Source organism: Haloferax chudinovii (assembly GCF_042663345.1).
GTDB classification, from domain to species: domain Archaea; phylum Halobacteriota; class Halobacteria; order Halobacteriales; family Haloferacaceae; genus Haloferax; species Haloferax chudinovii.
The window spans coordinates 61962-88386 of record NZ_JBHTAB010000004.1 but is presented as its reverse complement, the minus strand read 5'-3'; the positions used below and the strand labels follow the sequence as shown (position 1 = coordinate 88386).

25 protein-coding genes and 2 pseudogenes are annotated in these 26425 nt (G+C 68.7%); 11 read left to right on the top strand and 16 right to left on the bottom strand.

Translation table 11 applies throughout. From position 1 onward, the window contains the following. Positions 1–21: 21 nt before the first annotated feature. The 5 genes from dinB to aroC form a co-directional block, all read right to left on the bottom strand. Positions 22–1350, bottom strand: a complete 1329-nt coding sequence (gene dinB / locus ACFQI8_RS09595; RefSeq protein ID WP_390244201.1) for a DNA polymerase IV — start codon at positions 1348–1350, stop codon at positions 22–24. A 114-nt stretch (positions 1351–1464) separates the two neighbouring features. Then, positions 1465–1893 (bottom strand): HTH-type transcriptional regulator LrpA1, encoded by a 429-nt coding sequence (gene lrpA1 / locus ACFQI8_RS09590; protein ID WP_390244199.1) that lies wholly within the window; start codon positions 1891–1893, stop codon positions 1465–1467. Between the two features lie 117 nt (positions 1894–2010). Further along, on the bottom strand, positions 2011–2949 hold the full coding sequence (locus ACFQI8_RS09585; RefSeq protein ID WP_390244197.1) for a thiamine pyrophosphate-dependent enzyme: 939 nt from the start codon (positions 2947–2949) through the stop codon (positions 2011–2013). A gap of 3 nt (positions 2950–2952) precedes the next feature. Further along, positions 2953–4848, bottom strand: a complete 1896-nt coding sequence (locus tag ACFQI8_RS09580) for a 2-oxoacid:acceptor oxidoreductase subunit alpha (RefSeq protein ID WP_390244195.1) — start codon at positions 4846–4848, stop codon at positions 2953–2955. Between the two features lie 199 nt (positions 4849–5047). Continuing rightward, positions 5048–6244 (bottom strand): chorismate synthase, encoded by a 1197-nt coding sequence (aroC, locus tag ACFQI8_RS09575; RefSeq protein WP_390244193.1) that lies wholly within the window; start codon positions 6242–6244, stop codon positions 5048–5050. Between the two features lie 104 nt (positions 6245–6348). Between aroC and ACFQI8_RS09570 the strand changes: the two are divergent. Continuing rightward, a pseudogene (locus ACFQI8_RS09570) lies at positions 6349–6453 on the top strand (DUF6653 family protein); the annotation flags it as partial. Between the two features lie 108 nt (positions 6454–6561). On the opposite strand, the gene aroA reads toward ACFQI8_RS09570, so the two are convergent. Then, positions 6562–7854 (bottom strand): 3-phosphoshikimate 1-carboxyvinyltransferase, encoded by a 1293-nt coding sequence (gene aroA, locus ACFQI8_RS09565; RefSeq protein ID WP_390244191.1) that lies wholly within the window; start codon positions 7852–7854, stop codon positions 6562–6564. Positions 7855–8175: 321 nt separating this feature from the next. On the opposite strand from aroA, the gene ACFQI8_RS09560 reads away from it, so the two are divergent. After that, positions 8176–9351 carry a M24 family metallopeptidase gene (locus ACFQI8_RS09560; RefSeq protein WP_390244189.1) on the top strand — a complete coding sequence of 392 codons (1176 nt, stop codon included), beginning with the start codon at positions 8176–8178 and terminating at the stop codon, positions 9349–9351. A 57-nt stretch (positions 9352–9408) separates the two neighbouring features. Here ACFQI8_RS09560 and ACFQI8_RS09555 read toward each other — a convergent pair whose 3' ends face one another. Together ACFQI8_RS09555 and ACFQI8_RS09550 are read right to left on the bottom strand one after the other, a co-directional pair. Beyond that, positions 9409–9930: a hypothetical protein gene (locus ACFQI8_RS09555; RefSeq protein ID WP_390244187.1), complete on the bottom strand. Its 522-nt coding sequence runs from the start codon at positions 9928–9930 to the stop codon at positions 9409–9411. 172 nt (positions 9931–10102) lie between these two features. Continuing rightward, complete coding sequence (locus ACFQI8_RS09550; RefSeq protein ID WP_390244185.1) at positions 10103–10948, bottom strand: SDR family oxidoreductase; 846 nt, start codon at positions 10946–10948, stop codon at positions 10103–10105. A gap of 145 nt (positions 10949–11093) precedes the next feature. On the opposite strand from ACFQI8_RS09550, the gene ACFQI8_RS09545 reads away from it, so the two are divergent. The 4 genes from ACFQI8_RS09545 to ACFQI8_RS09530 all read left to right on the top strand — a co-directional run bounded on the left by ACFQI8_RS09545 (position 11094) and on the right by ACFQI8_RS09530 (position 15246). Continuing rightward, positions 11094–11900 carry a prephenate dehydrogenase/arogenate dehydrogenase family protein gene (locus ACFQI8_RS09545; protein ID WP_390244183.1) on the top strand — a complete coding sequence of 269 codons (807 nt, stop codon included), beginning with the start codon at positions 11094–11096 and terminating at the stop codon, positions 11898–11900. 87 nt (positions 11901–11987) lie between these two features. Beyond that, entirely contained in the window at positions 11988–13391 is a 1404-nt protein-coding gene (locus ACFQI8_RS09540; protein ID WP_390244567.1) for a small ribosomal subunit Rsm22 family protein, read from the top strand. 106 nt (positions 13392–13497) lie between these two features. Beyond that, positions 13498–14289, top strand: a complete 792-nt coding sequence (gene surE / locus ACFQI8_RS09535; protein WP_390244181.1) for a 5'/3'-nucleotidase SurE — start codon at positions 13498–13500, stop codon at positions 14287–14289. Between the two features lie 168 nt (positions 14290–14457). After that, complete coding sequence (locus ACFQI8_RS09530) at positions 14458–15246, top strand: AAC(3) family N-acetyltransferase (RefSeq protein ID WP_390244179.1); 789 nt, start codon at positions 14458–14460, stop codon at positions 15244–15246. An 87-nt stretch (positions 15247–15333) separates the two neighbouring features. Here the strand turns inward: ACFQI8_RS09530 and ACFQI8_RS09525 are convergent, their stop codons facing one another. Beyond that, a complete protein-coding gene (locus ACFQI8_RS09525) occupies positions 15334–15759 on the bottom strand; it encodes an OsmC family protein (protein ID WP_390244177.1) in 426 nt (141 codons plus the stop codon). Positions 15760–15882: 123 nt separating this feature from the next. Further along, entirely contained in the window at positions 15883–16770 is an 888-nt protein-coding gene (locus ACFQI8_RS09520; protein ID WP_390244175.1) for a hypothetical protein, read from the bottom strand. Between the two features lie 106 nt (positions 16771–16876). Here ACFQI8_RS09520 and ACFQI8_RS09515 point away from each other — a divergent pair, with 106 nt between their 5' ends. Further along, positions 16877–17263: a CopG family ribbon-helix-helix protein gene (locus ACFQI8_RS09515; protein ID WP_390244173.1), complete on the top strand. Its 387-nt coding sequence runs from the start codon at positions 16877–16879 to the stop codon at positions 17261–17263. A gap of 59 nt (positions 17264–17322) precedes the next feature. Here ACFQI8_RS09515 and ACFQI8_RS09510 read toward each other — a convergent pair whose 3' ends face one another. Then, positions 17323–17631 (bottom strand): chorismate mutase, encoded by a 309-nt coding sequence (locus tag ACFQI8_RS09510; protein WP_390244171.1) that lies wholly within the window; start codon positions 17629–17631, stop codon positions 17323–17325. Continuing rightward, positions 17628–18497 (bottom strand): shikimate kinase, encoded by an 870-nt coding sequence (locus ACFQI8_RS09505; RefSeq protein WP_390244169.1) that lies wholly within the window; start codon positions 18495–18497, stop codon positions 17628–17630. Before ACFQI8_RS09505 ends, ACFQI8_RS09510 begins: the two co-directional genes overlap by 4 nt. Positions 18498–18644: 147 nt before the next feature. Between ACFQI8_RS09505 and ACFQI8_RS09500 the strand changes: the two genes are divergently transcribed. Further along, complete coding sequence (locus tag ACFQI8_RS09500; RefSeq protein ID WP_390244167.1) at positions 18645–19073, top strand: DUF5796 family protein; 429 nt, start codon at positions 18645–18647, stop codon at positions 19071–19073. Further along, complete coding sequence (locus ACFQI8_RS09495) at positions 19073–19309, top strand: DUF7508 domain-containing protein (RefSeq protein ID WP_390244165.1); 237 nt, start codon at positions 19073–19075, stop codon at positions 19307–19309. Before ACFQI8_RS09500 ends, ACFQI8_RS09495 begins: the two co-directional genes overlap by 1 nt. A gap of 43 nt (positions 19310–19352) precedes the next feature. Here the strand turns inward: ACFQI8_RS09495 and ACFQI8_RS09490 are convergent, their stop codons facing one another. After that, the gene (locus ACFQI8_RS09490; RefSeq protein ID WP_390244163.1) at positions 19353–19487 is read right to left on the bottom strand and encodes a DUF7128 family protein; all 135 of its coding nucleotides are present in this window, start codon (positions 19485–19487) and stop codon (positions 19353–19355) included. A 78-nt stretch (positions 19488–19565) separates the two neighbouring features. On the opposite strand from ACFQI8_RS09490, the gene ACFQI8_RS09485 reads away from it, so the two are divergent. Then, the gene (locus ACFQI8_RS09485; protein ID WP_390244161.1) at positions 19566–21779 is read left to right on the top strand and encodes a CDC48 family AAA ATPase; all 2214 of its coding nucleotides are present in this window, start codon (positions 19566–19568) and stop codon (positions 21777–21779) included. Between the two features lie 186 nt (positions 21780–21965). On the opposite strand, the gene ACFQI8_RS09480 is transcribed toward ACFQI8_RS09485, so the two are convergent. Both ACFQI8_RS09480 and ACFQI8_RS09475 read right to left on the bottom strand, forming a co-directional pair. After that, positions 21966–22706 carry a class I SAM-dependent methyltransferase gene (locus ACFQI8_RS09480; protein ID WP_390244159.1) on the bottom strand — a complete coding sequence of 247 codons (741 nt, stop codon included), beginning with the start codon at positions 22704–22706 and terminating at the stop codon, positions 21966–21968. A 76-nt stretch (positions 22707–22782) separates the two neighbouring features. Then, positions 22783–23060: pseudogene (locus tag ACFQI8_RS09475) on the bottom strand (DUF7509 family protein); the annotation flags it as partial. Between the two features lie 76 nt (positions 23061–23136). Between ACFQI8_RS09475 and ACFQI8_RS09470 the strand changes: the two are divergent. Continuing rightward, positions 23137–23526, top strand: coding sequence for a DUF7522 family protein (locus ACFQI8_RS09470; RefSeq protein WP_390244157.1), 390 nt, complete (start codon positions 23137–23139; stop codon positions 23524–23526). Between the two features lie 24 nt (positions 23527–23550). Here ACFQI8_RS09470 and ACFQI8_RS09465 read toward each other — a convergent pair whose 3' ends face one another. Beyond that, the gene (locus ACFQI8_RS09465; protein WP_390244155.1) at positions 23551–26391 is read right to left on the bottom strand and encodes a DEAD/DEAH box helicase; all 2841 of its coding nucleotides are present in this window, start codon (positions 26389–26391) and stop codon (positions 23551–23553) included. Positions 26392–26425 lie beyond the last annotated feature (34 nt).

Below are 26425 nucleotides of genomic sequence, written 5' to 3'. Positions count from 1 at the left end.
CGCCCCGTCGGTCCCGCGGAGTCAGTCGAACTCGACGAGCGACGACTGGCCGCCGCGCGAGGGGGTCTCGCCGCCGGTGTTCGGTGGCTCGTCGTCACCGTCGTCGTCGGCGCTCGCTTCGGTTTCGTCGCTGACGCGGTCGTCGCCCTCGCCGTCTACCCCACCGGACCCGGTCGACTCCCAACCGTCGAGACTCGACTGGTCGGCATCCGCGAAGGAGAGCTTCGAGACGCGGACGCCGAGCTTTCTGACGGTCGTCTCTTCGAACTCTGCGTCGAGCAGGTCGAGCGCGACCGACTCGACGAGACCGGGGTCGTCCACGGGCCCGGAAAGAGACGTGGCCCGCGTGTTGATGTCGAACGGCGGGACGACCACCTTGATGCCGATGGTCCGGTACATCGCCCCGCGGGAGCGCGCGCGGTCGGCCACGTCGGCCGCGAGCGCGCGGACGACCTCCCGTTTGTCCTCGATGTCGTCGGTCGGGTCGGTGAACGCCGACTCCCGCGAGAGGCTCTTGGGTCGGCCCGTCGGCGTGACCGTCCGGTCGTCGTAGCCCCGCGCCCGCTCGTGGAGTTCGCGGCCGCGGGAGCCGAACTCGGCTTCGAGGACCGCGGCGTCGGCGTCGGCGAGGTCGCCCGCCGTCTCGATGCCGAGCGACCCGAGTTTCCGGGCCGTCACGGGCCCGACACCGTGGACTTCCTCGACCGGGATGGGAGCGAGAAACGACCGCACCTCGCCGGGGCGGACGACGACCAGTCCGTCGGGTTTGTCGAAGTCGGAAGCGATTTTCGCGGTCGACATGTTCGGCGCGACGCCGATGGAGGCCGCGACGCCGACCTCGCGGGCGATGCGCTGTTTCACGTGGCGGGCGAACCCCTCCGCCAGCGTCCGGTCGCCCGCGGCCGCGAGGTCCCACGCGGTCCGGTCTGTCACGTCGAGGTAGGCCTCATCGATGCTCACCTCGCGGACCACGTCGGCGCAGTCGTGGAGAATCGCCTTTACGTCGGCGGCGACCCCCTTGTAGAATTCGAGGTCGACGGTTCGATAATGGCCCGCCGCCGCGGGGTCGTCGTCGGGACCGAGGCTCTCGATTCGCGGGAGGCGTTCGAGCGCCGTCGAAATCGGCTGGGCGCTCTCGACGCCGAACTCGCGGGCCTCGTAGCTCGCCGTGGCGACCGCACCGTGGCCCTCGCCGGGTTCGTAGCCCATGCCGACGACCACCGGCTTCCCTTCGAGTTCGGGCTCGCGCAGGCGCTCGCAGGCGGCGTAAAAACAGTCCATGTCGACGTGGAGGACGATGCTGTCGGGGCCGTCGTCGTCGGTCGTTCCCGGCAACGTCTCCTCCGCCATAGTCGAGGGAACGAGCGCGACGTACCTGAAGCTTCAGATAGCGCGGCGAAACTGAACGGGCACGGAGGAACGCGGTCGGTCGCGGTCGGTCGCGGTCGGTCGCGGTCGGTCGCGTTACTTCAGTCGCTCCTGCAGGAACGAGGGGTGTGCGGCCGTGATGCCGTCGATAGACAGAATCTCGTCGGAGATGACGTCGCCGAGGGAGTCGCCGTCGACGGCGCGGACCTCGGCCATCAGCATGTGGTCGCCGGAGGAGGTGTACAGCGCCTCCACCGAGTCGAGTTCCTTGAGGATGCGCGTGACCTCGACGTAGCGCTCGCTCGTCGCGTCGATGCCGACCATGGCGATAGACTGTCCGGCGAGTTTCTTCGGGTCGATGTCGGCGGAGTAGCCGATGATGACGCCGTCGTCTTCGAGTTTGCGAATGTACTTCCGGACCGTCGGCTTCGACACGTCCGCCCGGTCTGCAATCTGGGCGTACGACGCTTTCGCGTCTTCCTCCAAGACCGCGAGGATGCGTCCCTCCGTGGACGTGGTTTCCATACCCGTTGGTTTTCGCACGGGAGAAAAATATCTTGCGAATCCGAAAAGCGTTCTCGGTCACATCGAACCGGCGCGGCTACCGGTCGGAAACCGACCGCCGAGACGGCGGCGGCGGCGTTACTTGTGCTTGTCGAGGAAGTTGTCGAACGTCCGCTCCCACTCGTAGGAGTCGTCGAAGTAGCGCTCCGCGAGCGGCTCTTCGGGCATCTCTCCGATGCGCTGTTTCTCCTGCTGGTAGGACGGGCGGTCTTCGTCGACGTAGTACCGGCCGGTGAGGACGGTGCCCTCGTGGAGGACGTTCTCCGTCTCGAACATCATCTCGGAGGCCTCCGAGCGGTTCGTGTTGTCGAACTCGTAGTCGTCGGAGTCGTTGATGTCGATGTACGGGACGTACTGACGGGCGTCCTTGTTCCACGTCGGACACTGCGTGAGGAAGTCGACGTGGGAGAAGCCGTCGTGCTGGATGGCTTCCACGATGATGTCTTTCGCCTGGTTCGGGTTGACAGCGGCCGTCCGCGCGACGTACGACGCCCCGGCGTTCAGGGACATCGAAAGCGGGCGGAGCGGCGTCTTGGCCGAGCCGTGGGGCTGGGTCTTCGACTTGTGACCCATCGGCGACGTGGGCGAGGTCTGACCCTTCGTGAGGCCGAAGATCTCGTTGTTGAACACGATGTAGGTGATGTCGTGGTTCTCACGAGCGGTGTGCATGAAGTGGTTGCCACCGATACCGTAGCCGTCGCCGTCGCCGCCGGCGGCGACCACGGTCAGCCCGGGGTTCGCCAGCTTCGCGGCGCGGGCGATGGGGAGCGAGCGGCCGTGGATGGTGTGGAAGCCGTAGCTGTTGAAGTAGCTGTTGAGCTTGCCGGAACAGCCGATACCGGTCGTCACCATCATCTCCTCGGGCGAGAGGCCGAGTTCGGCCGCCGCGCCTTTGAGCGCCTTGAGGACACCGAAGTCACCGCAACCCGGACACCACGTCGGCTGGGGTTCGAGTCCGGGGGTGAACTCGTTTTGGTCCTGCTCCGTTTCTTCACCGATTGCGCTGAATGCACTCATGATTTATTCACCCACTTTGGGGACGAACTTCGTGCGGTTGTCTGGGAGCTCCTCGCCTTCGAGGAGCGCCGTCTCGAAGCCCTCGACGATGTCGGCGGGCTCGAACGGGTTGCCGTTGTACTTGAGGAGACTCGACATCTGGTCGCCGTAGCCGCCGAGTTCCTTGGAGATGAGTCCGCGGAACTGAGCGGAGGCGGTCATCTCGACGACGAGCGCCTCGTCGACGCTGTCGAGGAACTCCGCGACCTGCTGTTTCGGGAACGGCATCATCTCGGAGACGCCGAGGACCTTGACCGAGTGGCCCTTCTCGCTGAGGACGTCGGCGGCCTCTTCGACGGTGCCCTGCTGGCTGCCGAAGGTGATGAGGCCGAGGTCGGCGTCCTCGTCGCCGTAGACCGTGTTGAACTCGCCGTCGGCGTCGAGCTCGGTGCGGATGTTGTCGACCTTCTGCATGCGGCGGTTCACCTGTGCGACGCGGTTCTCGGGCGATTCCGAGATGTGACCCGCGGGCATGTGCTCGTTACCCGTCGCGAGGTAGCGACCGCCCTTCTGGCCCGGCAGCGAACGCGGCGAGACGCCGTTTTCGGTGTCGTGCTGGAAGCGCTGGTACTTGCCGGAGTCGTCGTGCGGCGCGTCTTCGAGTTCCGCTTCCGTCAGGACCGAACCGAGGTCGGCGTTCGGCTCCTCGTCGAAGACCGACGCCGGGACGTTCGAGAGCTCGCCGCCGAGCTTCTGGTCGTAGAGGACGATGGACGGAATCTGGTACTCGTAGGCGATCTGGAACGCCTTGCGCGTCTGGTAGTACGCCTCGGCGGCGTTGCCGGGCGCGAAGACGATGCGGTGGGAGTCGCCCTGCGAGGTGTACAGGACGTGCTCGAGGTCGGACTGCTCGGGCTTCGTCGGCATCCCCGTCGAGGGACCGGCGCGCATGGCCTCGACGAGCACGAGCGGCGTCTCGGTTATCTCGGCGAGACCGAGCGGCTCGGACATGAGCGAGAAGCCGCCACCGGACGACCCGGACATCGCCTTGACGCCCGCGTGAGAGGCACCGATTGCCAGCGCGGCGGCGGCGATTTCGTCCTCCACCTGCTCGGAGATGCCGCCGAGCTCGGGGAGGTTCTGGGTCATGATGGTGAAGACTTCCGTCCACGGGGTCATCGGGTAGCCCGCGATGAAGCGACAGCCCTCGTCGATGGCGCCGTACGCGATGGCGTCGGAGCCGGAGAGAAGCACCTGCTCTTCGTCGTGTTCGCCGGTCGGCGCGGACACGTCGGGAGCGTCGACGTCGTACTCCTCACGGACCATCTCGTAGGCGTCGTCGAAGACGGTCAGGTTCGGTTCGAGAATCTTGTCGGGCATCGCGTCCGACATCAGACTCTTGATGACGTCGGGTTCGATGCCGGCGATGGCGCACGTGACGGCGACGCCGGCGGTGTTGCGCATGACCTCGCGGCCGTGCTCGCGGGCGATGGTGCGCAGGTCGATGTCGTAGACGTGCCAGTCGTTCTCCTCGACGCGCTCGTCGAAGTCCTCGATTTCGGAGGCGTCGAGCAGACCGGAGTCGTAGACGATGACGCCGCCTTCGTTGAGTTCGTCGAGATTCTCCGAGAGCGGCTTAATCTCCTCGTTGCCGTAGTAGGCACCCTCGCTCGGGTTGCGGGCGAAGGAGTCACCGAGGGCGAGGAGGAAGTTGTACCCGTCGCCCCGGGACTTGACGGGGTCGGCGCTGACGCGCACTTCCGTGTACGTGTGGCCACCGCGGATGCGCGATGGATAGTGTCGATGCGTGAAAACGTGTAGCCCCGCTCGCATCAGGGCTTTGGCGAAGTTCTGGCTCGTCGAGGCGATACCGTCACCGGAACCCCCTGCGATACGCCAGATAAGTTCGTGGTCAGTCATATGTTGAGCTCACGGCCCCGCTGGGGCGCTACCTGAAAAGTTGGGGAGGGTCCGATTAAAGACTTTGCTATGGATTAACAAGTAAAGATGATGAAGGACCTAATATTGTTGAACTGACCCACCCACCCGCCACCGAAAGTGGACGAACGGGCTATCACGCCCGCCGAACAGAGTAAACGATAACTCGGAATCGCGTTCGCTACTCGTTGTCGGGACTCGACGGGTGGTACGGCGTGTCGTATTCTCCGGCCTGTCCGTCGAGGCGGTCGGGGTTGATGCGTCCGCCGAGGAGCATGAAGTCGAGGATGGTCACGTAGAGCATCGCCTCGACGACCGGGACCCCGCGGGGCGGGAGCACGGGGTCGTGACGGCCGACGACCTGAATCTCCTTTTCCTCGCCGGTCTCCCAGTCCACGGTCCGCTGTTTCTTCGGGATGGACGTGGGCGCGTGGAGCGTCAGTTCACCGTACACCGGCTCGCCGGTCGTGATACCGCCCTGGATGCCGCCGTGTTTGTTGCCGACGGGTCGGGGGTCGCCGCGCGCTCGCGGTTCATCACCGCTCGGGTCTTCCGACTCGCTCTCATCGAACTCCCAGTTCTCGTTGCGGTCGTGGCCGGTCCACTCGCGGGCCTCGCGGCCGAGACCGAACTCGAACGCCGTCGCCGCCGGCACCGACATGAGCGCCTGTCCGAGTCGCGCCGACACGGAGTCGAACCGCGGCGCGCCGAGGCCGCGCGGGACGCCCTGCGCCTCGAAGTAAATCGAGCCGCCGATGGAGTCGCCTTCCGTCTGGTACTCCTCGATGAGCTCCTGCATCTCCGCCGCCGTCTCGGGGTGGGCACACCGCACGTCGTTTTCCTCCGCGTGCTCGCGCAGGTCGTCGAAGGTGACCTCCGGCGCTTTCACGTCGCCGATTTGGTTCACGTGCGCCTTCACCTCGATGTCGTAGTCGCTCTGCTCGATGACCTGCTTGGCCACCGCGCCGGCGGCGACCCAGTTCACCGTCTCGCGCGCGGACGACCGACCGCCGCCGCCCCAGTTGCGCGTGCCGAACTTCGCCGAGTAGGTGAAGTCGCCGTGGGAGGGCCGCGGCGCGGTCACGTACGGCTCGTACTTGCCCGAGCGGGCGTCCTTGTTCTGGACGACCATCCCGATGGGCGTGCCCGTCGTGTAGCCGTCCTGCACGCCGGAGTTGACGACGACGGCGTCCGGCTCGCCGCGGCTCGTCGTAATCATCGACTGGCCCGGCTTGCGTCGGTCCAGTTCCGCCTGTACGTCCTCGACCGACAGCTCCACGCCGGCGGGACAGCCGGACACCGTGACGCCCATCGCGTCGCCGTGGCTCTCGCCGTAGGTGGTCATCCGAAAGAGACGACCGAATTCGTTGCCGTTCATTACCCGCCCCTCGGGTGGCCGCCCATTTAGTGTTTGTAGAAAGCCGCAATCGTGGGCGGGGGTTCGGCGACCCCACGTTCATGCTCGCCGGCATTTTCGGGCGTATCGGCACGCTCTGCGTGATGGCCCTCAAACTCTGGGGGGTCGACGCCATCGTGACGGAGACGGGCGTGACGGGGCGAGGCCCCGACCCCGACTCGGCGGAGTGAGTCCAGCGTCGCCGTGGCGAACCGAATCACCATCTCGTCGGCGTGGAGCCCGGCGTCCGGGCGGGCGAAAACGGGTCCGTCCGGGCGGGTCGCTGTGGGGTCGCGCCCTCAGTGCTCGCTCATCTCGGCTCCGAGGTCGCGCATCGCCTCGAAGAAGTTCGGGAACGACACGTCGACGTGTTCGCTCCCCGCAATCGTCGTCTCGCCCTCGGCGACGAGGCCGGCGACGGCCAGCGACATGACGATGCGGTGGTCGCCGCGGCCGTCGACCGCCGCGCCGACGAGGTCGGTCTCGCCGCCGTGAATCGTGAGTCTGTCCCGCTGTTCGGTGACGTTTGCGCCCATCTCCGCGAGTTCCTCCGCCATCGCGCTCACGCGGTCGGTCTCCTTGAAGCGGACGTGCTCGCAGTTCTCGATGACCGTGTCGCCGTCGGCGATAGCGCCGAGGACCGCGATGGTCGGAAGCAGGTCGGGCGTGTCGCCCACGTCCACGGTCGTCCCCGTGAGGTCGGCCGCGGAGACGGTCAGTTCGCCCGCCGCTTCGTCCCAGTCCACCGTCGCGCCCATGTCGCGGACGATGTCGACGATGGCGGTGTCGCCCTGCGCGGACGGGCGCGCACCCTCGATGACGACGTCCTCGCCCTCAGCGCCCGCGACCGCGCCGGCCGCGAGCAGGTACGAGATAGACGAGAAGTCGCCGGGAACGCTGTACGCGCCGCCCTCGGGGGCATACGACTGGCCGCCGGGGACCGAGAAGCCGGCGTCGGTCCGGGTCGCGTCGACGCCGAAGTCGGCGAGGAGTTCGAGCGTGATATCGACGTACGGCGAGGACTTGAGTTCGGTCGTGAGTTCGACGTCGATGCCCTCCTCCGTGACCGCGCCGGCCATGAGGAGCGCCGTGATGAACTGCGAGGACACGTCGCCGGGAATCTCGACGGTGCCGCCGGCCATGCCGTCGCCGACGACGAGCGGGGCCTGCCCGTTTCGGCGCGTGCTCTCGGCGCGGCCGTCGAGGTCGAAGACGGCGTCGAGAAGCGGGCCGTGGGGCCGCGAGCGTAGCGACGCGTCGCCCGTGAGGACCGTCAGGCCCTCGCCGAGGGCCGCACAGCCGGTGACGAGGCGCATCGTCGTCCCCGAGTTCTCGCAGTTGACCACGTCGTCGGGCGTGCCCGGGCGGCCGCCGAAGCCGGTGACGTCGACCGTCTGGCCGTCGCGGTCGGCCGACCCGCCGAAGGCCTCGACCGCGCGCATGGTCGCCTTGGTGTCGGCGCTGACGAGCGCGTCGCGGACGACCGCCTCGTCGCTGTAGCCCGCGGCGAGGACGGCTCTGTGGGTGTAACTCTTCGACGGCGGCGCTCGGGTGCGTCCGGCGACCCGGGACGGGGAGACGTGGGCGTCCATACGCGAGGGGTCGGCAGGGTCCGGTATCAGGGTACCGGACGCGGCGACGTTCTCCCTGACGGCGACGGCACCGCGGTCGCTCGGTTTCGTGTTTGCCAACAAACATATATCGCGAGCGGGCGTACCGTACGTCGGCAGAACAGCGCCGATGACACGAACAGTCGCGACCGACTCGCGCGGCGCTCGGACGGCGCTCGCGGCGAGTTCCGGCGGCCTATCCGCGGCGTGTCTCCCGCCCGAAGAGGCGCGTCGCGGGGCCGATACCGGAACCCGCCGACCGCGACGCGAGAGCTTTACTACCGGCCGGGCGAACTCCGGCGTATGGAACCCGATTTCTCACCGCTGGCCGAGTTCCTCGGCGACGAGTTCGACGGCTATCTCATCTCGGCCGACGGGAGCGACTCCAATCAGCTGTATCTCTCCGGGTTCGACGCGCCGGACCCGTACGTGACGCTCTACACGCCCGAGGGAATCCACCTCCTCGTCTCGACGCTGGAGTTCGGCCGCGCCAAAAAGGAGAGCCGCGCCGACACCGTCTCCCGGCTCTCCGACTACGACTACCGCGACAACCACGCCGAACACGGCGCGGTCGTCGGGAAGGCGAAGACGGTCGCGGCGTTCCTCGCCGACCACGACGTCGCCTCGCTGGCGGTTCCCGCGGACTTCCCGCTCGGCACCGCTGACGCCCTGCGCGACGAGGGCGTCGCGGTCGAAGCCGAGACCGACGACGTGCTCACGAACATCCGCGCGGTGAAGACCGACGAGGAAGTCGAGCATATCCACGCCGCCCAAGACGCAAACGAGGCCGCGATGCGCGCCGCCGAGAGTCTCATCCGCGACGCCGACGTGGCCGACGACGGCACGCTCACCGACGAGGGCGAACCGCTGACGAGCGAGCGCGTCCGGGAGGAAATCGAGGTGACGCTCCTGCGACACGGCTGTGCCCTCGACGAGACCATCGTCGCCTGCGGGGCCGACGCCGCTGACCCGCACGACCGCGGGAGCGGCCCGCTCCGGGCCGACGAGCCCGTCATCATCGACATCTTCCCGCGCGACAAGGAGACGAAGTACAACGGCGACATGACCCGGACGTTCGTGAAAGGCGAGCCGTCGCCCGAAATCCGCGCGTGGTTCGACCTCACCGAGGAGGCGTTCGAGGCCGCCCTCGACGCCGTCGAGCCCGGTGCGACCGGAAAAGACGTCCACGACGCCGTCTGCGACGTGTACGAGGCCGCCGGCGAGAACACGCTTCGCGCGGACCCCGCCGCCGAGACCGGCTTCATCCACAGCACGGGCCACGGCGTCGGTCTCGACGTGCACGAACTGCCCTCGCTGAGTCCGAGCGGCGAGGAGCTTCGGCCCGGCCACGTCATCACCATCGAGCCGGGGCTGTACGACCCCGACGTCGGCGGCGTCAGAATCGAGGACCTCGTGGTCGTCACCGAAGACGGCTACGAGAACCTGACCGAGTACCCGGTCGAACTCCTCGTCGAGTAGTCGGCGCGGAAACGCGGAGTCGAACCGAACTCACGTCGTCGGAGTCGACGTAGAAACTCAGCTGTCGAGGGCGTTGTCGCCGGTCGAGCCGCAGGCGGCCGACGCGTCGGTCCACCCGGAGTTGGCCTCGCGCCACTGTTTCAGCAGGTCCTCCAGCGCGTCACCCGTCTCGGGCGTGAGCACGCCCGCGGCCTGCCGGACGACCGTCCCGTCTTCGACGAGAAGCGCGTAGATGTTGCCCTCGCCGAGCAGTCCGAGGCGGCGCTGGAGCGCGGTCTTGTCCACCCGCGCGATGAGCGCGTTGTCGTGGGGGCGACTCCGGGCCGCCTCCGGAGACATCCCGCCCCCCGACATCGCCGGCATCATCCCACTTCGCCCGCCGAGGACGAGCAGTTCGTAGTAGCCGAAATGGCCGTACATCTCGCACAGTTCCTTCGCGAACCCGCGCCACGACCCGACCAGCGACTGCTGGCGGCGGTCGAAGCTGATGAGCACGAGCGTCTGTTCGCCCTCTAAGTCGTCGGGGAGGACGACCTTCTGGCCGCTCGTGTCTCGTGACGGGAGGCGAGGGAACTCCATGCGCTATGGGATTCCCCACCGGTAGATAAGTCTAATTGCCGATTCGGTAAAATATCGCGCCGGAGAGGCTGTTTCCACAGTATCGACGGCGCGTGAACTCATCCCGCGTGTCTTCGAGTTCACCCGGTATAAACGTCCGCCCCCGAGTCTCAGCGCCGATAACCGGGGCGCGTCAGCGTTCGTAGTCGGGGTCGAACAACCGCGCCGACATCGGACCGGGGTCGCTCCCCTCGACGACCGCGTACCGAGAGAAGTCGTCGACGCCGGCGTCGGCCAAGAGTTCCTCGTCGTAGAACGCGTTGCCGGTGCAGTCGGTCGGGTGGCGCGAGAACAGCTCGGCGACGGCGTCGCACATAATCTGCGGGGTGCGCCAGTCCTCGGGCGTGCCCATCCCGAAGTGTCGCGTCGCCTCGGACTCGATGGCGGTGACCGGCCACAGCGCGTTCACGCCGATGTCGTCGGCGGCGAGTTCGCCCGCGAGCGACTGCGCGATGAACGTCATGCCGTACTTCGAGAGCGCGTAGGCGACCTTCCCCGGCGCGGGGCGGGCGGGCATCGGCGGCGAGAAGGTGACGACGTGGGCGCGGTCGCTCTCGCGGAGGTGCGGGAGCGCGGCGTGCGTGGTCGCGTACGCCCCGCGGGCGTTGACGTCCATGAGGAGGTCGAACCGCTTCGGCGGCGTGTCCTCGAAGCCGGCGATGTGAATCGCGCCCGCGTTGTTGACGACGAAGTCGATGCCGCCGAAGGCGTCGACCGTCTCGTCGATGGCCGTCTGCACCGAGTCGTCGTCGCGTACGTCGAGTTGACACCAGATGGAGTCGCCGCCCCGCTCGCGTATCTCCTCCGTCGTCTCGACGATGGTCCCGGGGAGGTCCTCGCGCCCGTCGACGGTCTTGCCGGTCGAGACGACGTTCGCGCCCCGGTCGGCGAGGTCGAGCGCGATAGCCTTCCCGATGCCGCGACTGGTTCCCGTGATGAAGGCCGTCCGACCCTCGAAATCAACATCATCGAATGACATAGTTTTCTATCGGTCATCCACCACTTGATGGTTCGGACACCGGGTGTCGGTTGAACGCGGTTTTCGGGGGCGACCGCGGAGGGCGTCTCGCCACACCCGCCGCCACCGATTCCCTTTTGCCCGCCGCACCTCCACACCCGTACCGATGGACGTGCTCATCGTCGGCGCGGGCGCAATGGGACGCTGGTTCGGCCGCACCGTCGACGCCGACCTCGCGTTCGCCGATGCGGACCCCGAGAGCGCGGTCGCCGCGGCGGACGCACTCGGCGGCCGGGCGGTCCCGCTGGAGGGCGACGAGCGGTTCGACGTGGTCTGTCTCGCGGTCCCGATGCGCCTCGCCGCCGACGCCGTCGCCGACAACGCCCACCGCGCGGACGCCGCGATGTGCGACGTGACGGGCGCGATGAGACCACCGGTGGCGGCGATGCGCGACCACCTCCCGGACCGCGAGCGACTCAGCCTCCACCCGCTTTTCGCCCCGCACAACGCCCCCGGAAACGTCGCCGCCGTCGCAGACGAACCGGGCGCGTACACCGACGCCCTGCTCGCGGACCTCGACGCGGCCGGCAACCGCGTCTTCGAGACGACGCCCGAGGAACACGACGCCGCGATGGAGACGGTGCAGGCGGCCGCCCACGCCGCCGTCCTCTCGTTCGGCCTCGCCGCCGACGACGTGCGCGAGGAGTTCGCCACGCCGATATCGGCCGCGCTCGACGAACTCGTCGCCTCGGTGGCCGGCGGCACCCCGCGCGTGTACGCGGACATCCAGTCCTCGTTCGGCGAGGGGACCGACCGCGTCGCCGACGCGGCCCGCGCGCTCGCGGCGGCCGACGACGAGGCGTTCGCCGACCTCTACGGGCGCGTCTCCCGCGGCGACGACGCGCCAATCGAATCGACCCCCGCGAGCGCCGACGACCGCGACCAGACCGACAAGCACGACCCTGTCGAGTGACGAGTGAAGGGAGACACCGACGCCGACGCCCCGCGGCGGGCCGACACCTCCCGCGCGGGCGACGGCGACTCGCTCCACAGCCCACCGATGATAGACAGAGACGCCGTCCGCGACAACGCGAAGTACCTCAGAAACGTCCGCCCCATCGACCCCGACGAGATAGCCGACTACATCGAGGGCGCGCCGCACCCCGCCGTGGTGAAACAGACGCTTCGCGAGGAGGCCCACGACCTCGGCCTGTTCGAGCGCGACGACGGCACGTTCGTCCCCGCGAGCGACGAGCCCGCGCCGTTTCGGAACTGGTCGCCCGCGGCCTTCCCCGACGACTACTCCTTCGCCCTCGAAGACCTGCTCATCGGGCGCTACGGCGCGAACTGGCACGTCGGCGACTCCGGCGACCGCCTCCGGGAGCGCGTCCGCCAACTGAAGGAAGACTACTACCGGGGCAACCCCGTCGAGTACGACGAGGACGCCGCGCTCGGCTACGGGATTTACCACCTTCCGGACTACTACGCCGCCGTCGGCTACGTCCTCTCGGACCTCGCCGAGCGGAGCCTGCTCCCTCGAAACCCCCGCGTGCTCGACGTGGGTGCCGGGACGGGCGGTCCCGCGCTCGGCCTCCACGACTTCCTCCCCGACGATTCCGTCGTGGACTACCACGCGGTCGAGCCGAGCGCCTCCGCCGACGTGCTCGACCGGATGCTCGGCGAGACGCGCCGGAACTTCCGGACGACCGTCCACCGCGAGACCGCCGAGGCGTTCGACCCCGACGGCGAGTACGATATCGTCCTGTTCGCCAGCGTCCTGAGCGAACTCGACGACCCCGCCGCGGTCGTCGAGAAATACCTCGACGCCCTCGCCGACGACGGCGCAATCGTCGCCATCGCGCCCGCCGACCGGAACACCAGCACCGGCCTCCGCGAGGTCGAACGCGAGGTCGCGCCGGCCGACGGCGACGTGACGGTGTACGCGCCGACGCTCCGCCTCTGGGACGGCTACGCGCCCTCGGACCGCGGTTGGTCGTTCGACGTGAAGCCCGACCTCGACGTGCCGGGGTTCCAGCGCCGCCTCGACGAGGGCCGCGACGGCGACGAGGACGAGGGCACCTTCGTCAACGTGGACGTGCAGTACTCCTACAGCGTCCTTCGGACCGACGGCGAGCGCCGCCTCGACGTGCGCGGAAACCCCGCGCGGTTCGCCAAGATGGCCGAGATGGAGCGCCACGTCACGAACCGCATCGACCTGCTGGCGGTCAAACTGAGCCACGACCTCTCGGAGGGGAACAACCAGGTGTTCAAAATCGGCGACGGGAGCGAGGCGGTCGACCACTACGCCGTCCGCACGCGCGACACCGTGCTGAACGCCGATGTGGCCGACGCCGACTACGGCGACGTGCTGGTCTTCGAGAACGTCCTCGCGCTCTGGAACGACGACGAGGAGGCGTACAACCTCGTCGTCGACGACGAGACGCTCGTGGACCGCGTCGCCTGAGCGCCCCGCGTCGGCCGCCGCCGCCCGACTTCACCCGCCCGTTGACCGACCCGGCCACGTTGCGTCCGACGGGTGGCTTTTTGCGGGCTCCGTCCCCAGTCGGACCATGAGCGAACCCAGCATCCTCCTCACCAACGACGACGGCATCGAGAGCGTGGGCTTCCGCGCGCTCTACGACGGCCTCTCGGAGTTCGCCGACGTGACCGCGGTCGCGCCCGCGACGGACCAGAGCGCGGTCGGCCGGAAGATGTCGACCAACGCGGTCGTCTCCGAGCACGAACTCGGCTACGCGCTGGAGGGGACCCCCGCCGACTGCACGGTCGCCGGCTTGGAGGCGCTGTGTCCCGACGTGGACATGGTCGTCTCCGGCATCAACAAGGGAGCCAACATCGGCGCGTACGTCCTCGGACGGTCGGGGACCGTCAGCGCCGCCGTCGAGGCCGCGTTCTTCGACGTGCCCGCCATCGCCCTCTCGCTGTACGTCCCCGCCGGCGGCGACCTGCCGTGGCACGAGAAGGCGACCGACCCGCGGGACTTCCGCGAGGCGACCCACGCGGCGTCGTACCTCGTCAAACACGCCGAACCCGCCGGCGTCTTCGAGCAGTGCGACTACCTCAACGTCAACGCGCCAATGTCAGACCCCGACGGTGGCCCGGCGGACATGCAGGTGACGGTTCCCTCCGAGCTGTACGACATGACCGCGGAGTTCGAAAACGGCACCGTGGAGCTCCACGACCGCGTCTGGGAGCGGATGCGAACCGGCGATATCCCAGACCCCGACGGGACCGACCGCCGGGCCGTCGTCGAGGGCCGGGTGTCGGTCTCGCCGCTGACCGCGCCGCACACGACCCACCGCCACGAGGCGCTGGACGCGCTCGCCGAGACGTATCTGGAGTGAGCGAAGCGGGCAAAGCGTATCTCGGAGAGACCTAAAACGCCGACGAGACCGACAAACGCGCTTCTACGGGCCGGGGGTGCCGAATCGGGAAGCGCCGCCGGGGGCGCAGGTGGTCCGTTCGGTCGGCCGACACCAAAGAGTGAACCCCGACCCGGTCGACGGACGCGTATGTCCGAAGCAGATGCGGTCGAGCGCGTGGACGAGCCCGGAACCGTGGATTCGCTCGCCGCGGACCTCCGCGCGCTCGGCGTCGCGGCCGGCGACACCCTCCTCGTCCACTCGTCGCTCAGTTCGCTCGGTTGGGTCGCCGGCGGCCCGCAGGCGGTCGTCGACGCCCTCCAGACGGTGCTGACCGACGACGGGACGCTCGTCATGCCGACCCACACGGGCCAGTACACCGACCCGTCGGTGTGGGAGAATCCGCCGGTCCCCGACGACTGGGTCGATATCATCGGCGAGTCGATGCCGCCGTTCCGTCCCGAGGTGACGCCGACCCGCGGGATGGGCGCGATAGCCGAGTGCTTCCGCAACTACCCCGGCGTCGTCCGCAGTGAACACCCGACGGTCTCCTTCGCGGCGTGGGGCGCGGCCGCCGAGGAAATCGTCGCCGACCACGAACTCGAGTACGGCCTCGGCGACGGGTCGCCGCTGGCGCGGGTGTACGACCGCGGCGGCGACGTGCTCCTGCTCGGCGTCGGCCACGGGAACGACACCTCGCTCCACCTCGCCGAGCACCGCGCCGACTTCGAGAAGACGCGGACGACCGAGCGCGCGCCGCTTCTCCGAGACGGCGAGCGCGTCGTCGTCGAGTACGAGGACATCGAGGTCGAGACCGACGACTTCGAGGCGGTCGGCGAGGCGTTCGAGACGACCGTCGGCGCGGCCGCGACGGCGACGCTCCTCGACCAGCCCGCGCTGGTCGACTTCGCCGAAGACTGGTTCGAGTCGAACCGCTGAATCGGAGTGCGACCGACCCGGTCGGGTCGAGACGCCGGGCGCGATGCCGGACGCGACGCCGGGCGCGACGCCGGGCGCGACGTGCGGTCAGGCGAGCGTCGCGCTCAGCGTGATTTCCGGGCCGGCGAGCGCCTTCGACACCGGGCAGTTCTCCTTGGCGCGCTGGGCGAGTTCGGCGAACGTCTCCTCGTCGATGTCGGGTACGTCGGCGTCGAGCGTCAGGTCGATGCGCGAGATTTCGAAGCCGCCGCCGTCCGCCGGGTCGAGGTGCACGTCGGCCGCGGTGTGCAGGCTCGTCGGCGCGTAGCCCTCGCCTTCGAGGAACGCGGTCAACTGCATCGAGAAACAGCCGGAGTGGGCCGCGCCGATGAGGTCCTCGGGGTTCGACCCCGGTTCGTCCTCGAACCGCGTCGGGAACGTGAACGTCCCCTCGACGGTCCCGCTCTCCGTCGAGAACTCGCCGCTCCCGTCTTTGCCACCGGTCCACGTCGTCTCCGCTTTGTGCGTGGGCATGCCACGCATACCTACGGTCGCAAGCGATATGGAGGTAACGACGAGATGGCCCCGTAGGCCGCGTCCACCGACGGAGATTCCGATTGTGGTCGATCAGCGTTGGTGCCGGTGGGCCGGAGCCGATTAGAACAGCCCCGTGATGAAGCCGACACCCATCAGCACCAACACGGCCGCCGAGAACGCCGGGAGATACGGGGTGTACTTCTCCACTTCGTCCTCGTAGTGTTGGTAGCCCGCGATGAGCACCATCGTCAGTCCGACGATGCCGATGATGACGGTGAGCGCGTACGCGCCCATCAGTTCGAGGCAGTAGTTCGACCCGGCGCAGAGCGCGATAATCTCGAACTCCTCTTCGTGGGCGAATCCGAGGACGAACGCGAACCACGCGATGCCGAGGAGGCCGCGGTCCGCGGCTTCGTCGGGGGTGCCGTGCGAGTGGGAGTGTCCGCCGACGAAGGGAACGAAGCCTTTCAGCCGAGCGAACAGTCCGCTGTCGTCGCGGTCGTGGGTGTGACCGTGTGAGTGGTCGCGGTCGTGGGTGTGACCGTGTGAGTGGTCGCGGTCGTGGGTGTGGCCATCTTCGCGGCTGTGTCCGTGGCCACCGTCGCGGCGATGGTCGTGGTCGGCGGCGTGACTGTGGTCGTCGCGGTCGTGAGTGCCGTGCGAGTGTCCGTGGGCGTACTCGCGGACGCCGAGCGCGATGAGTAAGACCCCGGCCACGAGACTGACCTGTCCGCCGATTCGGACGCCGCCCAGAATCGTAATCGGCTCGTTGACCTGTGTGAGGTCGAAGTACGACTTCGCGTAGAAGAACACGCCCACCATCGCGATACTGCTGACGAGGTGGCCGACCCCGAGGATGAAACTCGCCGCGAACCCGTACACCCACTTGTTCGCTTGGTCGAGCGCGTACGAGGCCGCGACGGGCCAGCCGTGACCCGGTTCGACGCCGTGGACGGCTCCGAGGGCTACCGCGCCGGCGACGAGACCGAGCAGTTCGTTCGAGGCCATGTACTACCGTACCCGTGGCAAACGAGGGGTATAGGGGTTGTTAATACCGAATCGCGGGTATCGTCATAACGGGGACTCTTGTAGCTGTACGCGCCAGTTGGAGGTGATGCGGACGAGTTTCAACATCCCCGACGAACTGGTCGCGGAGTTCGACCGGTCGTGGCGCGACGAGGGCATCGAAAACCGGTCGCGGGCGGTCCGAGAGGCTATGCGAGAGTTCGTCGAGTCCCACGCCCGACTCGAAGACGTCTCCGGCGAGGTCGTCGCGCTCGTCGGTTTCGACTACCGCCACCACGACGTGATACGGGAGCTTCACGGGGCGCAACACGAGTTTCAGGACGTCATCCTCAACACGAGCCACACCCATCAGGGCGAGTGGTGTCTCGAATCGCTGTTCTGTCGCGGCCCCGCCGAGCGCGTCCGGGCGCTGACCTATCGGCTTCGTGACTTCGACGCGGTCCGCCGGGTGAAGGTGATGGTCATCCGCGAGTGACGCGGCGGCGCGTCGTTGAAACAGCGTGGGTGCGAGGGCGGGGATGAGAACGCGTCGGGCTACCGATTCTGCCGCTGTTCGGCCTTGTTCATCTCGATGAGCAGTCGGAAGATGGCTTTCACGAGGTTCGAATCCACCTCGAAGTGGGCCGCGTTCTTCCCGGCGCGCTCCATCACGCGCTCTTCTTGGGACTCGTCGGTCGTCGGCAGGTCCTTCTCGTCCTTGACCTTCGCCACCGTGTCGGCGACGTAGGTCCGGCGGGCGATGAGTTCGACGATGCCGCGGTCGATATCCTCTATCTCCTCGCGGAGTTCGTCGAGGGACATGTCCTGAAACGGTTCGGCGGCGTCTGGGGTGTCGTCTGTCATTGGATTCTTGCTCCGTCGGTTCGGGTGGTCGTCAGTCGGGTCTCACCCTCGCGGGCGTCCCACAGTTCCTCGACGCGTTCGAGGTCGGCGCGGTCGCCGACGGCGACGACGCTCGGGCCGGTCCCGGACAGCGAGACGCCGTCGGCGATGGGCATCGCCTCGACGGCCGGGTCGGTCGGGAAGTCGAGCGCGGCCGAGAAGGCGAGCCCGTTGACGGTCATCGCCTCGGCGTAGCGGCCTTCGAGCGCGAGGTCGGCGACGAGGTCGGCCATCGGAGCGACGTTCTCACAGCGACTCACGTCGGCGTCGGCGCTGTAGGCGCGCTCCGGGGGCGTCCACACGAGCACGTCCCAGTCGACCTCGTCGCGGGCGATGAGGTCGTCTTCGGTGTTGTCGGTGACGACGACGCCGCCGACCATGGAGGCCGCGGCGTCGTCGAACGCGCCGGTGGCGGTGACGCCGACTTCGCGGGCGGCGCGGACGCCCATCCGGCAGGCGTCGAGCCGGGAGATATCGGCGTCCGGTCCGGGACCGACCGAGCGGCCGAGCGCGGAGAGCGTCGCCAGCACCGTCGCGTTGGCCGCGGCGCTCGAACTCTTGAGGCCGGCGGCCATCGGCAGGTCGCTTTCGGTCTCGACGGTGCCGCCCTCGCCGTCGCCGAACGCCTCGACGGCGAGTTCGACGCAGTGTTCGATGAGTCGCGTGTCGGCGTCGGGGGCCGCCGCGATACTGCCGCGGACGTCGCCGGAGTCGTCCAGTTCGACCGACGCGGTCGTCTCCGCGTCGATGGCGAACGCGGAGCCGGTCGCCGTCGCCAGGGCGTTCAAGACGGTGCCCGCCCCGAGGGCGGTGGCTCGGCCGTGCATACTTCCGGGAGGTCGGCACACGGTGTTATGTGTGGCGGTCCGTGCCGTTTTCGCCCGGAGGGGCGGCGGCGCGGCGGGGGGAGCGACGCGCGGCGCGGGCCGCCCCGAGACGCGACGTTTTTGCCGCCCCCGAGGCAACGGTGGGGTATGAGCGCCCGCAACGACATCGCCCCGAGCACGCTCGGCGTCGAACTCCACGACTACGGCGTCGAAGTGGAGTACATCGACAACCGAACCACGGTCTACCGGGGCGTCCCCGAGGCGGTCACGGGCACGCTCGGCACCGCCCCCGGCAAGGAGGTCCACGTCCTCGTCACCGACCCCACCGAGACAGAGGGCGTCATGATGTACGTCAACGACCTCACGAGCCACGACGACGTGCTCGAATCGAGCGGCGTCGGCCGCGTCATCCTCGGCGAGGGCGACGAAGAAGAGCTGTTCCCCGGCGTCCTCGTCCGGCGGGTGCCCGGCCACCGCTTCGAAATCGAGGCCGACCCCGAGGTCGCCCGCGGCCGCGTGTTCGTCTTCGTCGAGGACGACTGGGGCGAAGACTCCTACGAGTTCGTCGCCGAGTGATGCTCCGGAAGCGCTGGGAACCGCTGGAAAAGCGGACTGTCGGCACCGCACCCGAATCCTACGGCTACTACGAACTCGGCGACGCGGACGGCGACCTCGTCGGTCGCGGCGTCGGCGTCCTCCGCGACGAACTGAAGGAGGCGCTCGCCTACGGCGACGCCGAGCGCGTCCGCTGGGAGCGCGCGACCTCGCTGGACCACGCCGAGCGACTCGCGGACGAACACGACCCGGCGTAGGCGTCGCGCTCGCCGAGTCGCCGCCGACGCTCTCGCTCCCCCGCTACTGCAAGTACGACGGGCTGTCCGTGTCGCAGTTCTCCTCGTGAGCCTCGGCGTCGGACTCCACGTCGAACAGCATCTCGCACTCTTCGCACCGGTACCACGTCGCGCCGTCTTTCTCCGTCGTGGTGACCATGCGTACTGTTACCGCGCCGTCCCGGAAAACGGTTACTCCGGGCGAACCCTCAAGGGTCGAGCGGGCGAACTGGGTGGCATGTCTGAAGATGGGGTGACGCTCGTCGTCCGCGCCGCGGAGAAACGCGACGCGGGCCGCGGCATCGCCCGCCTTCCCGAGGTCGCCCGCCGAGAACTCGGCGTGCTCAGCGGCGAGACGGTCGTCATCGAGGGGTCCCGAGAGACGGTCGCAAAGATGTGGCCCGCCGGCCCCGGCGCGCCCGCCGGCGAGATGCTCGTCGACGCCGACACGCGGGCCAACGCCGGCGTGAAAATCGGCGACAGCGTCCGCGTCAGGAAAATCGACGTCGAGGACGCGCGCTCGGTGACGCTCGCCGGGCCCAGCGCCTTCGAGCGGACCAGCGTGGACCGCGAGACCATCGAGGAGGTCGTGAAGGCGGAGCTTCGGAACCGCCCGCTCCGCGAGGGCGACCGCGTCCGCGTCGAGCGACTCGGCGGGGCCGCGCTCGTCGTCAGCGGGACCAGCCCGGAGGGCGTGGTCCGCGTCACCGACGCGACGGCGGTCTCGGTGACGGCGACCAGTTCGAAGGGCGCGAGCGAGACCGTCCGCGACGCCGTCAAGAGCGTGACCGGCGGCGACGACGGCGACGGCGCGAGCCGCGGCCGGGCGACGGGCGTCACCTACGAGGATATCGGCGGCCTCGACGACGAACTCGACCTCGTCCGCGAGATGATAGAGCTCCCGCTGTCCGAGCCCGAGGTGTTCGCCCATCTCGGTATCGAACCGCCGAAGGGCGTCCTCCTCCACGGCCCGCCGGGGACCGGCAAGACCCTCATCGCGAAGGCCGTCGCCAACGAGGTCGACGCGAGTTTCACCACCATCTCCGGGCCGGAGGTGCTCTCGAAGTACAAAGGCGAATCCGAGGAGAAACTGCGCGAGGTGTTCCAGTCGGCCCGCGAGAACGCGCCGGCCATCATCTTCTTCGATGAGATAGACTCCATCGCCTCGAAGCGCGACGACGGCGGCGACCTCGAAAACCGCGTCGTCGGCCAACTGCTGTCGCTCATGGACGGACTCGACGCCCGCGGCGACGTGGTCGTCATCGGCGCGACGAACCGCGTCGACAGCCTCGACCCGGCGCTCCGCCGCGGCGGCCGCTTCGACCGCGAAATCGAAATCGGCGTCCCGAACGAGGCGGGCCGCCGCGAGATTCTCGACGTACACACCCGACGGATGCCCCTCGCCGAGGACGTGGACATCGACCGGCTGGCCTCCCGAACCCACGGCTTCGTCGGTGCCGACCTCGAATCGCTGGCTAAGGAGGCCGCGATGACCGCGCTCCGGCGCGTCCGCCGCGAGGGCGGCGGTGGAAGCGGAAGCGAGGGCGGAGACAATCGGGTCGCCATCGCGGACATGACCGTCACGCGCGCCGACTTCGAGTCGGCGATGGCGACGGTCGAACCCTCGGCGATGCGCGAGTACGTCGCCGAGCAACCGACCGAGGGGTTCGAGGGCGTCGGCGGCCTCAACGACGTGAAGCGGACGCTCGAACGCGCGGTGACGTGGCCGCTGACCTACGCGCCGCTGTTCGAGGCGGCGTCGACCGACCCGCCGACGGGCGTGCTCCTCCACGGCCCGCCGGGGACCGGCAAGACGATGCTCGCCCGCGCCATCGCGGCCGAAAGCGGCGTCAACTTCATCCACGTCGCCGGTCCCGAACTGCTGGACCGCTACGTCGGCGAGTCCGAGAAGTCCGTCCGCGAGGTGTTCGACCGCGCCCGACAGGCCGCGCCGAGCATCGTCTTCTTCGACGAGATAGACGCCATCGCCACCGACCGCGACAGCGCCGGGTCCGACTCGGGCGTCACCGAACGCGTCGTCTCGCAACTGCTGACGGAGATGGACAACGCCGCCGACAACCCGAACCTCGTCGTCCTCGCGGCGACGAACCGCCGGGACGCGCTCGACCGCGCGCTCCTCCGCCCCGGTCGGCTGGAGACCCACGTCGAAGTCCCCGCCCCCGACATCGAGGCGCGCCGCGCCATCCTCGACGTGCACGTCCGAAACAAGCCGCTCGGCACCGACGTGGACCTCGGCGACGTGGCCGCCCACATGGACGGCTACACCGGGGCCGACGTGGCCGCGGTCTGCCGCGAGGCCGCGCTCCGGGCGATTCAGGACGTGGCCGACGCCTACGACGGCACCGAGGCGAACGACCACGCCGACGAGGTGCGCATCACCCGCGCGCACTTCGACGCGGCGCTCGAATCGGTCTCGCCGACGCAGGTCTGAGAGCGGCGACCGCCGAGGAACGCCGTTCCCGCTCACTGCGAGATTATCTCGTCTCGCCGCGTCTCTGTGCTATGTTCACTCGTAACGTGGGTGTGTCGTGAACGCGGCGTGGCGGCGGAAGGCCCGGCGGGAGTGGGACGCGCTCACCGGCTCCCCCTCCCGAGGTGCCGCCACGACCGACCCGGCTCACGCCAGTCGCGCCCGATAGTAACTCGACTCGGCGTTCGGGACGGTCACCTCGCGCACGTCGAGGCCCGCCTCGGTAGCGACCGCCCGGAGTCGCGCGGGCGAGACGAGAACGAAGTCGAGCATCGGCCCGCGTAGGTCGCCGTACTCGACGCGGAACGACCGCCGGGCGACGCCCGCCCGCGGGTCCGGCCGGTAGCCGAAGAAGCGCTCGGGGTGGATGCGCGTCGGGTCGTACGAGTCCACGACGACCTCGCCGGTCGCCGAAACGAGGTCGGAAAACGACGCGAGCAGGTCGACGAGTCGGGCCGGGGACCCCGCGAGGCCGACCTGCGTCCCGTTGGCGAGCACCGTCTCGAAGCCGCCGGCCGACGAACCCGCCCGGCTCGCTTCGACCGGCGGGTCGAACATGTCGCCGACGACCGCCGCCTCGACGCCGCGCTCGCGGGCCGCGCGCACCGCGTTCGGACTCACGTCGAAGCCGACGACCTCGCCGCGCTCCTGCACGGCGAGGGCGTGTTGGCCCGCGCCGCACCCCACGTCGAGAACGGGCGTTCGAAGCGAATCGACGAACTCGTGCCTCGCGGCGGGCCACCGCTCGGACGGGACGAGATAGTTCTCGTAGACGTGCGCGTCACCCGCGGCGGCTCCGGCGTCGTCGCCGGCGCGGTAGACACAGGGGGCGCGCAGACAGCCGCGAACCCGGTCCAACATCGCCAGTCCGAGGGCGTCGTCGGCCATGACGAGTCGTTCGTCGCACTCTTGTAAATTGTATTTAATGTGTTGAGTGGTACCGATTAACAGAAGTGGGAAAGCGTCAGTCCGGCCGGTCCAAGTCGCCGTGTAGCTCGCGGTTCATCACGTCCGGGACGAACAGACGGATGCGCTTGTGAAGCTCCGCTTCGGTGTCGTAGGTCTCGACGCGGAGGTCCCATCGGGCGCGCGCCGCGCGAATCATCTCGCTCGTGACGCTCGCCTCGTGGACGAAGACGATTCTGTCGCCGTGCGTCTCGGCCGTTCGAGTATCGACCTCGCCTCCTCGCCGACGCCGACGTTGTGGCCGAGAAACGGCAGAACGAACACGGTCGCGGACGCCCGCCGCGTCTCAGCTCGCACCCCGTGACTGCCGAAGCCGCCGCCTATTTGGCACTCGCTCCCACAGGCTGAATCGATGTCCAATCTCCTCCCCGAGGAAGCAGAGGAAAAGCTCGTCACCGTCTGCCGCACGGCCGTCGGCGACAGCCTCCGCTCGCTCACGTACTTCAACCGCTTCGACTACGTGCAGGTGTACCTCCGCGAGGACCTCGAACAGGAGGCCGACCTGAACTCCTTTATCGGCAACGAGTGGCACGACTTCAAGATGACCCAAGACGCCTACCGCGGGTCCGAGCTCGGCGACTACGAGTACACGATTCGCGTGTTCGAAAACGGCTATCTCGTCCGCATCACCGTCGAGGACTTCGGCGTCTTCGTCACGACCGACGGCATCTCGATGCAGGACTTCGAGGCGCTGGCGGCCGCGACGACCGAGATTCTCGACGAGTGGGCCATCGCGGAGTAACCGGAGAAAACCGAATCAGCTCCGTCAGTCCCAGAACGACTGGGTCCGGGCGTACTCGCGCTCCCGTTCGAGGATGTCGCGGTAGAAGTCGTCTTCGTCCTCGCGGAGCTTGTTGATGATGCGCGCGGCGTTGTGCGGGCCGACGCCGCGGGCCGCGAGCGCGACGACCGCCCGCTTGCCGTGGGCCTGCACCAGACTCGCCGAGCGGTACGCCCGCTTCGTCAGTCGCTCCTGTTCGTCATCTTTCTCCGGCGCGCGGACGGCTTTCACCGTCTCGTCGTCCCACGGGTTGAGCGCGGCGACGCGGGTCGCGCCGCACTCGGGGCACGTCACGGGCTCGCGGACGCGCTTGACTTTCGTCTTGCGAGTCCAGTCCTTACAGTGGAGACACGCCAACAGCACGCGGTCGTTCTGAATCCGGTCGCGGACCGTCTCGATGACGCTCGCGTCGGCGTTTTCGGGGACGAGCAGGTCGGTTCCCGAGCCGCGGCCGCCGGTACCGATGGCGGTCGGCTCGCGGGCGACGGCGAGTTCCACGTCGCCGTCGCGGACGCGGCGGAGCAGTTCGACCGTCTCCGCGACGGCGAGGTCGGTGTGGAACACCTCGCGGACGGCCTCGTCGTAGACGGGCGTGTCCTCCAGCGCGGCGAGGAGGCGGTCGCCGCCGAAGCGGCCCTTCCCCTGATAGCGCTTGAGCGCGCCGAACTTCGCGGCCACCTGCGCGAGCGTGAACTTCAGCGAGTCCGACCGCTTGAGCGCGAGTTCGAGCAGGGCCTCGACGTGGTCGGGGTCGGTCTCGCGGAGCACCTCGGCGAACGTCGTCGGGCGGACCTTTCCCGGCACATCGAACTCGATTCGGTAGGGGTCGACCTCCATGCCGACCGAGGAGCCGGTGCGCTGGCCGATGAGCGCCGACAGGAGCCGACCGAGCGTCTCGTTTACCCGGTGGCCGTACGGCGAGTTCAGCGTCACCTTCCGGGGCGAGCCTTCGAGGACGAGCCTAGTCGCGGTCGGAATCGGCGCGTCGACCTCGACCTGCCGCTCGATGGGGCCGAGCGCGGACCTGACCGTGGCCTCGTCGGTCGGATAGCGCATGGCGATGTCGCGGGCGACGGCCTCGCGGTCGGCCCCGGACGCGAACTGCGGCGCGGCCACGTCGCGGAGTTCGCCGACCTCGCCGGCGACCGGCGCGGGCACCGGAATCTCCGAGCCGACCCACGACGGCACCTCGCCGCCGGGGTCCTCGATGGGCGAGACGTTCACCCGCGCCTCCTCGTCGTCCACGTCGTTGACGCGCCACATCTCGCCGCGCTGGATGAACGTCGCCCCCGGCGCGGCGAAGTTGCGGACGAACTTCTCGTCGAGCGTCCCGATCTGCCGGCGCGAGGAGATGTCGTGGACGTCGTAGGTCTCCTCGTCGGGAATCATCGAGAGGTTGGCGTAGAAGTACTGCCACGTGCCGCCGGACTTTTCGAGGAGGTCCTTGTCCTCGTCGAGCCAGAGGAGACGGTTTCCGGAGAGTTCGCGGACGACCGCGCGGAAGTCGTCCTCGGCGAGGTCGCGGAAGGGGTACGCCCGCGTGATAATCTCGTAGGCGCGGCGGGCCGACACGTCACCGTCGTCCATGACGACGCCGACGATTTGGTTGGCGACGGTGTCGAGGCTCCCGTGGTGGACGCGGGCGGGTTCGACCTCGCCGGAGACGGCCCGCCGGGCGATGGCGAGCGCTTCGAGCGTGTCGTCGGGGTGGTCGGTAACGACGGTCCCGCGGGAGACGACGCCCGAGCGGTGGCCCGCGCGACCGACCCGCTGGAGGAGCCGCGACACCTCGCGCGGGCTGTTGTACTGGACGACGTGGTCCACCCGGCCCACGTCGATGCCGAGTTCCATCGACGACGTGCAGATGAGCGCGTCCAACTCGCCGGCCTTGAAGCGGTCTTCCACGTCGATTCGCACGTCCTTCGACAGCGAGCCGTGGTGGACCTCGATGGGGTCGCCGAGCGTCTTGAACCGCGAGCCGAGCGCCTCCGCGGTCTGTCTGGTGTTGACGAAGACGAGCACCGACTCGTGGTCGCGGACGACCTCCCGAATCGTCCGGACGTGGCTCGCTATCTCCGGGTCGGTGGCGAGCTTTCCGGCCAGCGCCTCGTCCTCGTTCGTCACCTCGGGGCGAACCACCTCGAACTCGACGCGGTTGTCCACGTCGACCTCGATGACCTCGAACGGGCGGCCGCCGGTCAGGAACTTCCCGACCTCGTCGGGCGACCCGACCGTCGCCGAGAGGCCGATTCGCTGGAACGGCCCGGCCAACTCGCGGAGGCGCTCCAGCCCGATTGTCAACTGCGCGCCGCGCTTCGCCGACGCGAGTTCGTGGACCTCGTCGACGACGACGTGGTGGACGTCCGACAGCGCCGTCCTGAGCTTCTTCCCCGTGAGCATCGCCTGCAACGTCTCGGGCGTCGTCACCAGCACGTCCGGCGGGTCGTTCGCCTGCTTCTGGCGCTGGTACTGCGTGGTGTCGCCGTGGCGAACGTCGATGTCGACGTCGAGCTGTTCGCCCCACCAGTCGAGCCGCCCGCGCATATCGCGGTTCAGCGCCCGAAGCGGGGTGATGTAGAGCGCCGAAATCCCGAACCGGTCCTCGGCGTCGGCGATGGCCGAAAAGACCGGGAGCATCGCCGTCTCCGTCTTGCCGGTACCCGTGGGCGCGATGATGAGGCCGTCTTTCCCGTCCGAAAGCGGGGGAATCGCCCGACGCTGTGGCTCTGTCGGCGTCGTGAATCCCCGATCCGAGAGCGCGTTCCGAACGGGCGACGAGAGCGTCGCGAAGGCGTCCATTCCGGCGGCGGCCTCGCCGTCTGGCATCGCCCGAGCTTACGGTTCGAGGCGATTAAGCGCA

Bases quoted from the DNA above. Each gene is read 5' to 3' on its own strand.
- dinB (WP_390244201.1), bottom strand. From the start codon at position 1,350: ATGGCGGAGGAGACGTTGCCGGGAACGACCGACGACGACGGCCCCGAC.
- lrpA1 (WP_390244199.1), bottom strand. From the start codon at position 1,893: ATGGAAACCACGTCCACGGAGGGACGCATCCTCGCGGTCTTGGAGGAA.
- ACFQI8_RS09585 (WP_390244197.1), bottom strand. From the start codon at position 2,949: ATGAGTGCATTCAGCGCAATCGGTGAAGAAACGGAGCAGGACCAAAAC.
- ACFQI8_RS09580 (WP_390244195.1), bottom strand. From the start codon at position 4,848: ATGACTGACCACGAACTTATCTGGCGTATCGCAGGGGGTTCCGGTGAC.
- aroC (WP_390244193.1), bottom strand. From the start codon at position 6,244: ATGAACGGCAACGAATTCGGTCGTCTCTTTCGGATGACCACCTACGGC.
- aroA (WP_390244191.1), bottom strand. From the start codon at position 7,854: ATGGACGCCCACGTCTCCCCGTCCCGGGTCGCCGGACGCACCCGAGCG.
- ACFQI8_RS09560 (WP_390244189.1), top strand. From the start codon at position 8,176: ATGGAACCCGATTTCTCACCGCTGGCCGAGTTCCTCGGCGACGAGTTC.
- ACFQI8_RS09555 (WP_390244187.1), bottom strand. From the start codon at position 9,930: ATGGAGTTCCCTCGCCTCCCGTCACGAGACACGAGCGGCCAGAAGGTC.
- ACFQI8_RS09550 (WP_390244185.1), bottom strand. From the start codon at position 10,948: ATGTCATTCGATGATGTTGATTTCGAGGGTCGGACGGCCTTCATCACG.
- ACFQI8_RS09545 (WP_390244183.1), top strand. From the start codon at position 11,094: ATGGACGTGCTCATCGTCGGCGCGGGCGCAATGGGACGCTGGTTCGGC.
- ACFQI8_RS09540 (WP_390244567.1), top strand. From the start codon at position 11,988: ATGATAGACAGAGACGCCGTCCGCGACAACGCGAAGTACCTCAGAAAC.
- surE (WP_390244181.1), top strand. From the start codon at position 13,498: ATGAGCGAACCCAGCATCCTCCTCACCAACGACGACGGCATCGAGAGC.
- ACFQI8_RS09530 (WP_390244179.1), top strand. From the start codon at position 14,458: ATGTCCGAAGCAGATGCGGTCGAGCGCGTGGACGAGCCCGGAACCGTG.
- ACFQI8_RS09525 (WP_390244177.1), bottom strand. From the start codon at position 15,759: ATGCCCACGCACAAAGCGGAGACGACGTGGACCGGTGGCAAAGACGGG.
- ACFQI8_RS09520 (WP_390244175.1), bottom strand. From the start codon at position 16,770: ATGGCCTCGAACGAACTGCTCGGTCTCGTCGCCGGCGCGGTAGCCCTC.
- ACFQI8_RS09515 (WP_390244173.1), top strand. From the start codon at position 16,877: ATGCGGACGAGTTTCAACATCCCCGACGAACTGGTCGCGGAGTTCGAC.
- ACFQI8_RS09510 (WP_390244171.1), bottom strand. From the start codon at position 17,631: ATGACAGACGACACCCCAGACGCCGCCGAACCGTTTCAGGACATGTCC.
- ACFQI8_RS09505 (WP_390244169.1), bottom strand. From the start codon at position 18,497: ATGCACGGCCGAGCCACCGCCCTCGGGGCGGGCACCGTCTTGAACGCC.
- ACFQI8_RS09500 (WP_390244167.1), top strand. From the start codon at position 18,645: ATGAGCGCCCGCAACGACATCGCCCCGAGCACGCTCGGCGTCGAACTC.
- ACFQI8_RS09495 (WP_390244165.1), top strand. From the start codon at position 19,073: ATGCTCCGGAAGCGCTGGGAACCGCTGGAAAAGCGGACTGTCGGCACC.
- ACFQI8_RS09490 (WP_390244163.1), bottom strand. From the start codon at position 19,487: ATGGTCACCACGACGGAGAAAGACGGCGCGACGTGGTACCGGTGCGAA.
- ACFQI8_RS09485 (WP_390244161.1), top strand. From the start codon at position 19,566: ATGTCTGAAGATGGGGTGACGCTCGTCGTCCGCGCCGCGGAGAAACGC.
- ACFQI8_RS09480 (WP_390244159.1), bottom strand. From the start codon at position 22,706: ATGGCCGACGACGCCCTCGGACTGGCGATGTTGGACCGGGTTCGCGGC.
- ACFQI8_RS09470 (WP_390244157.1), top strand. From the start codon at position 23,137: ATGTCCAATCTCCTCCCCGAGGAAGCAGAGGAAAAGCTCGTCACCGTC.
- ACFQI8_RS09465 (WP_390244155.1), bottom strand. From the start codon at position 26,391: ATGCCAGACGGCGAGGCCGCCGCCGGAATGGACGCCTTCGCGACGCTC.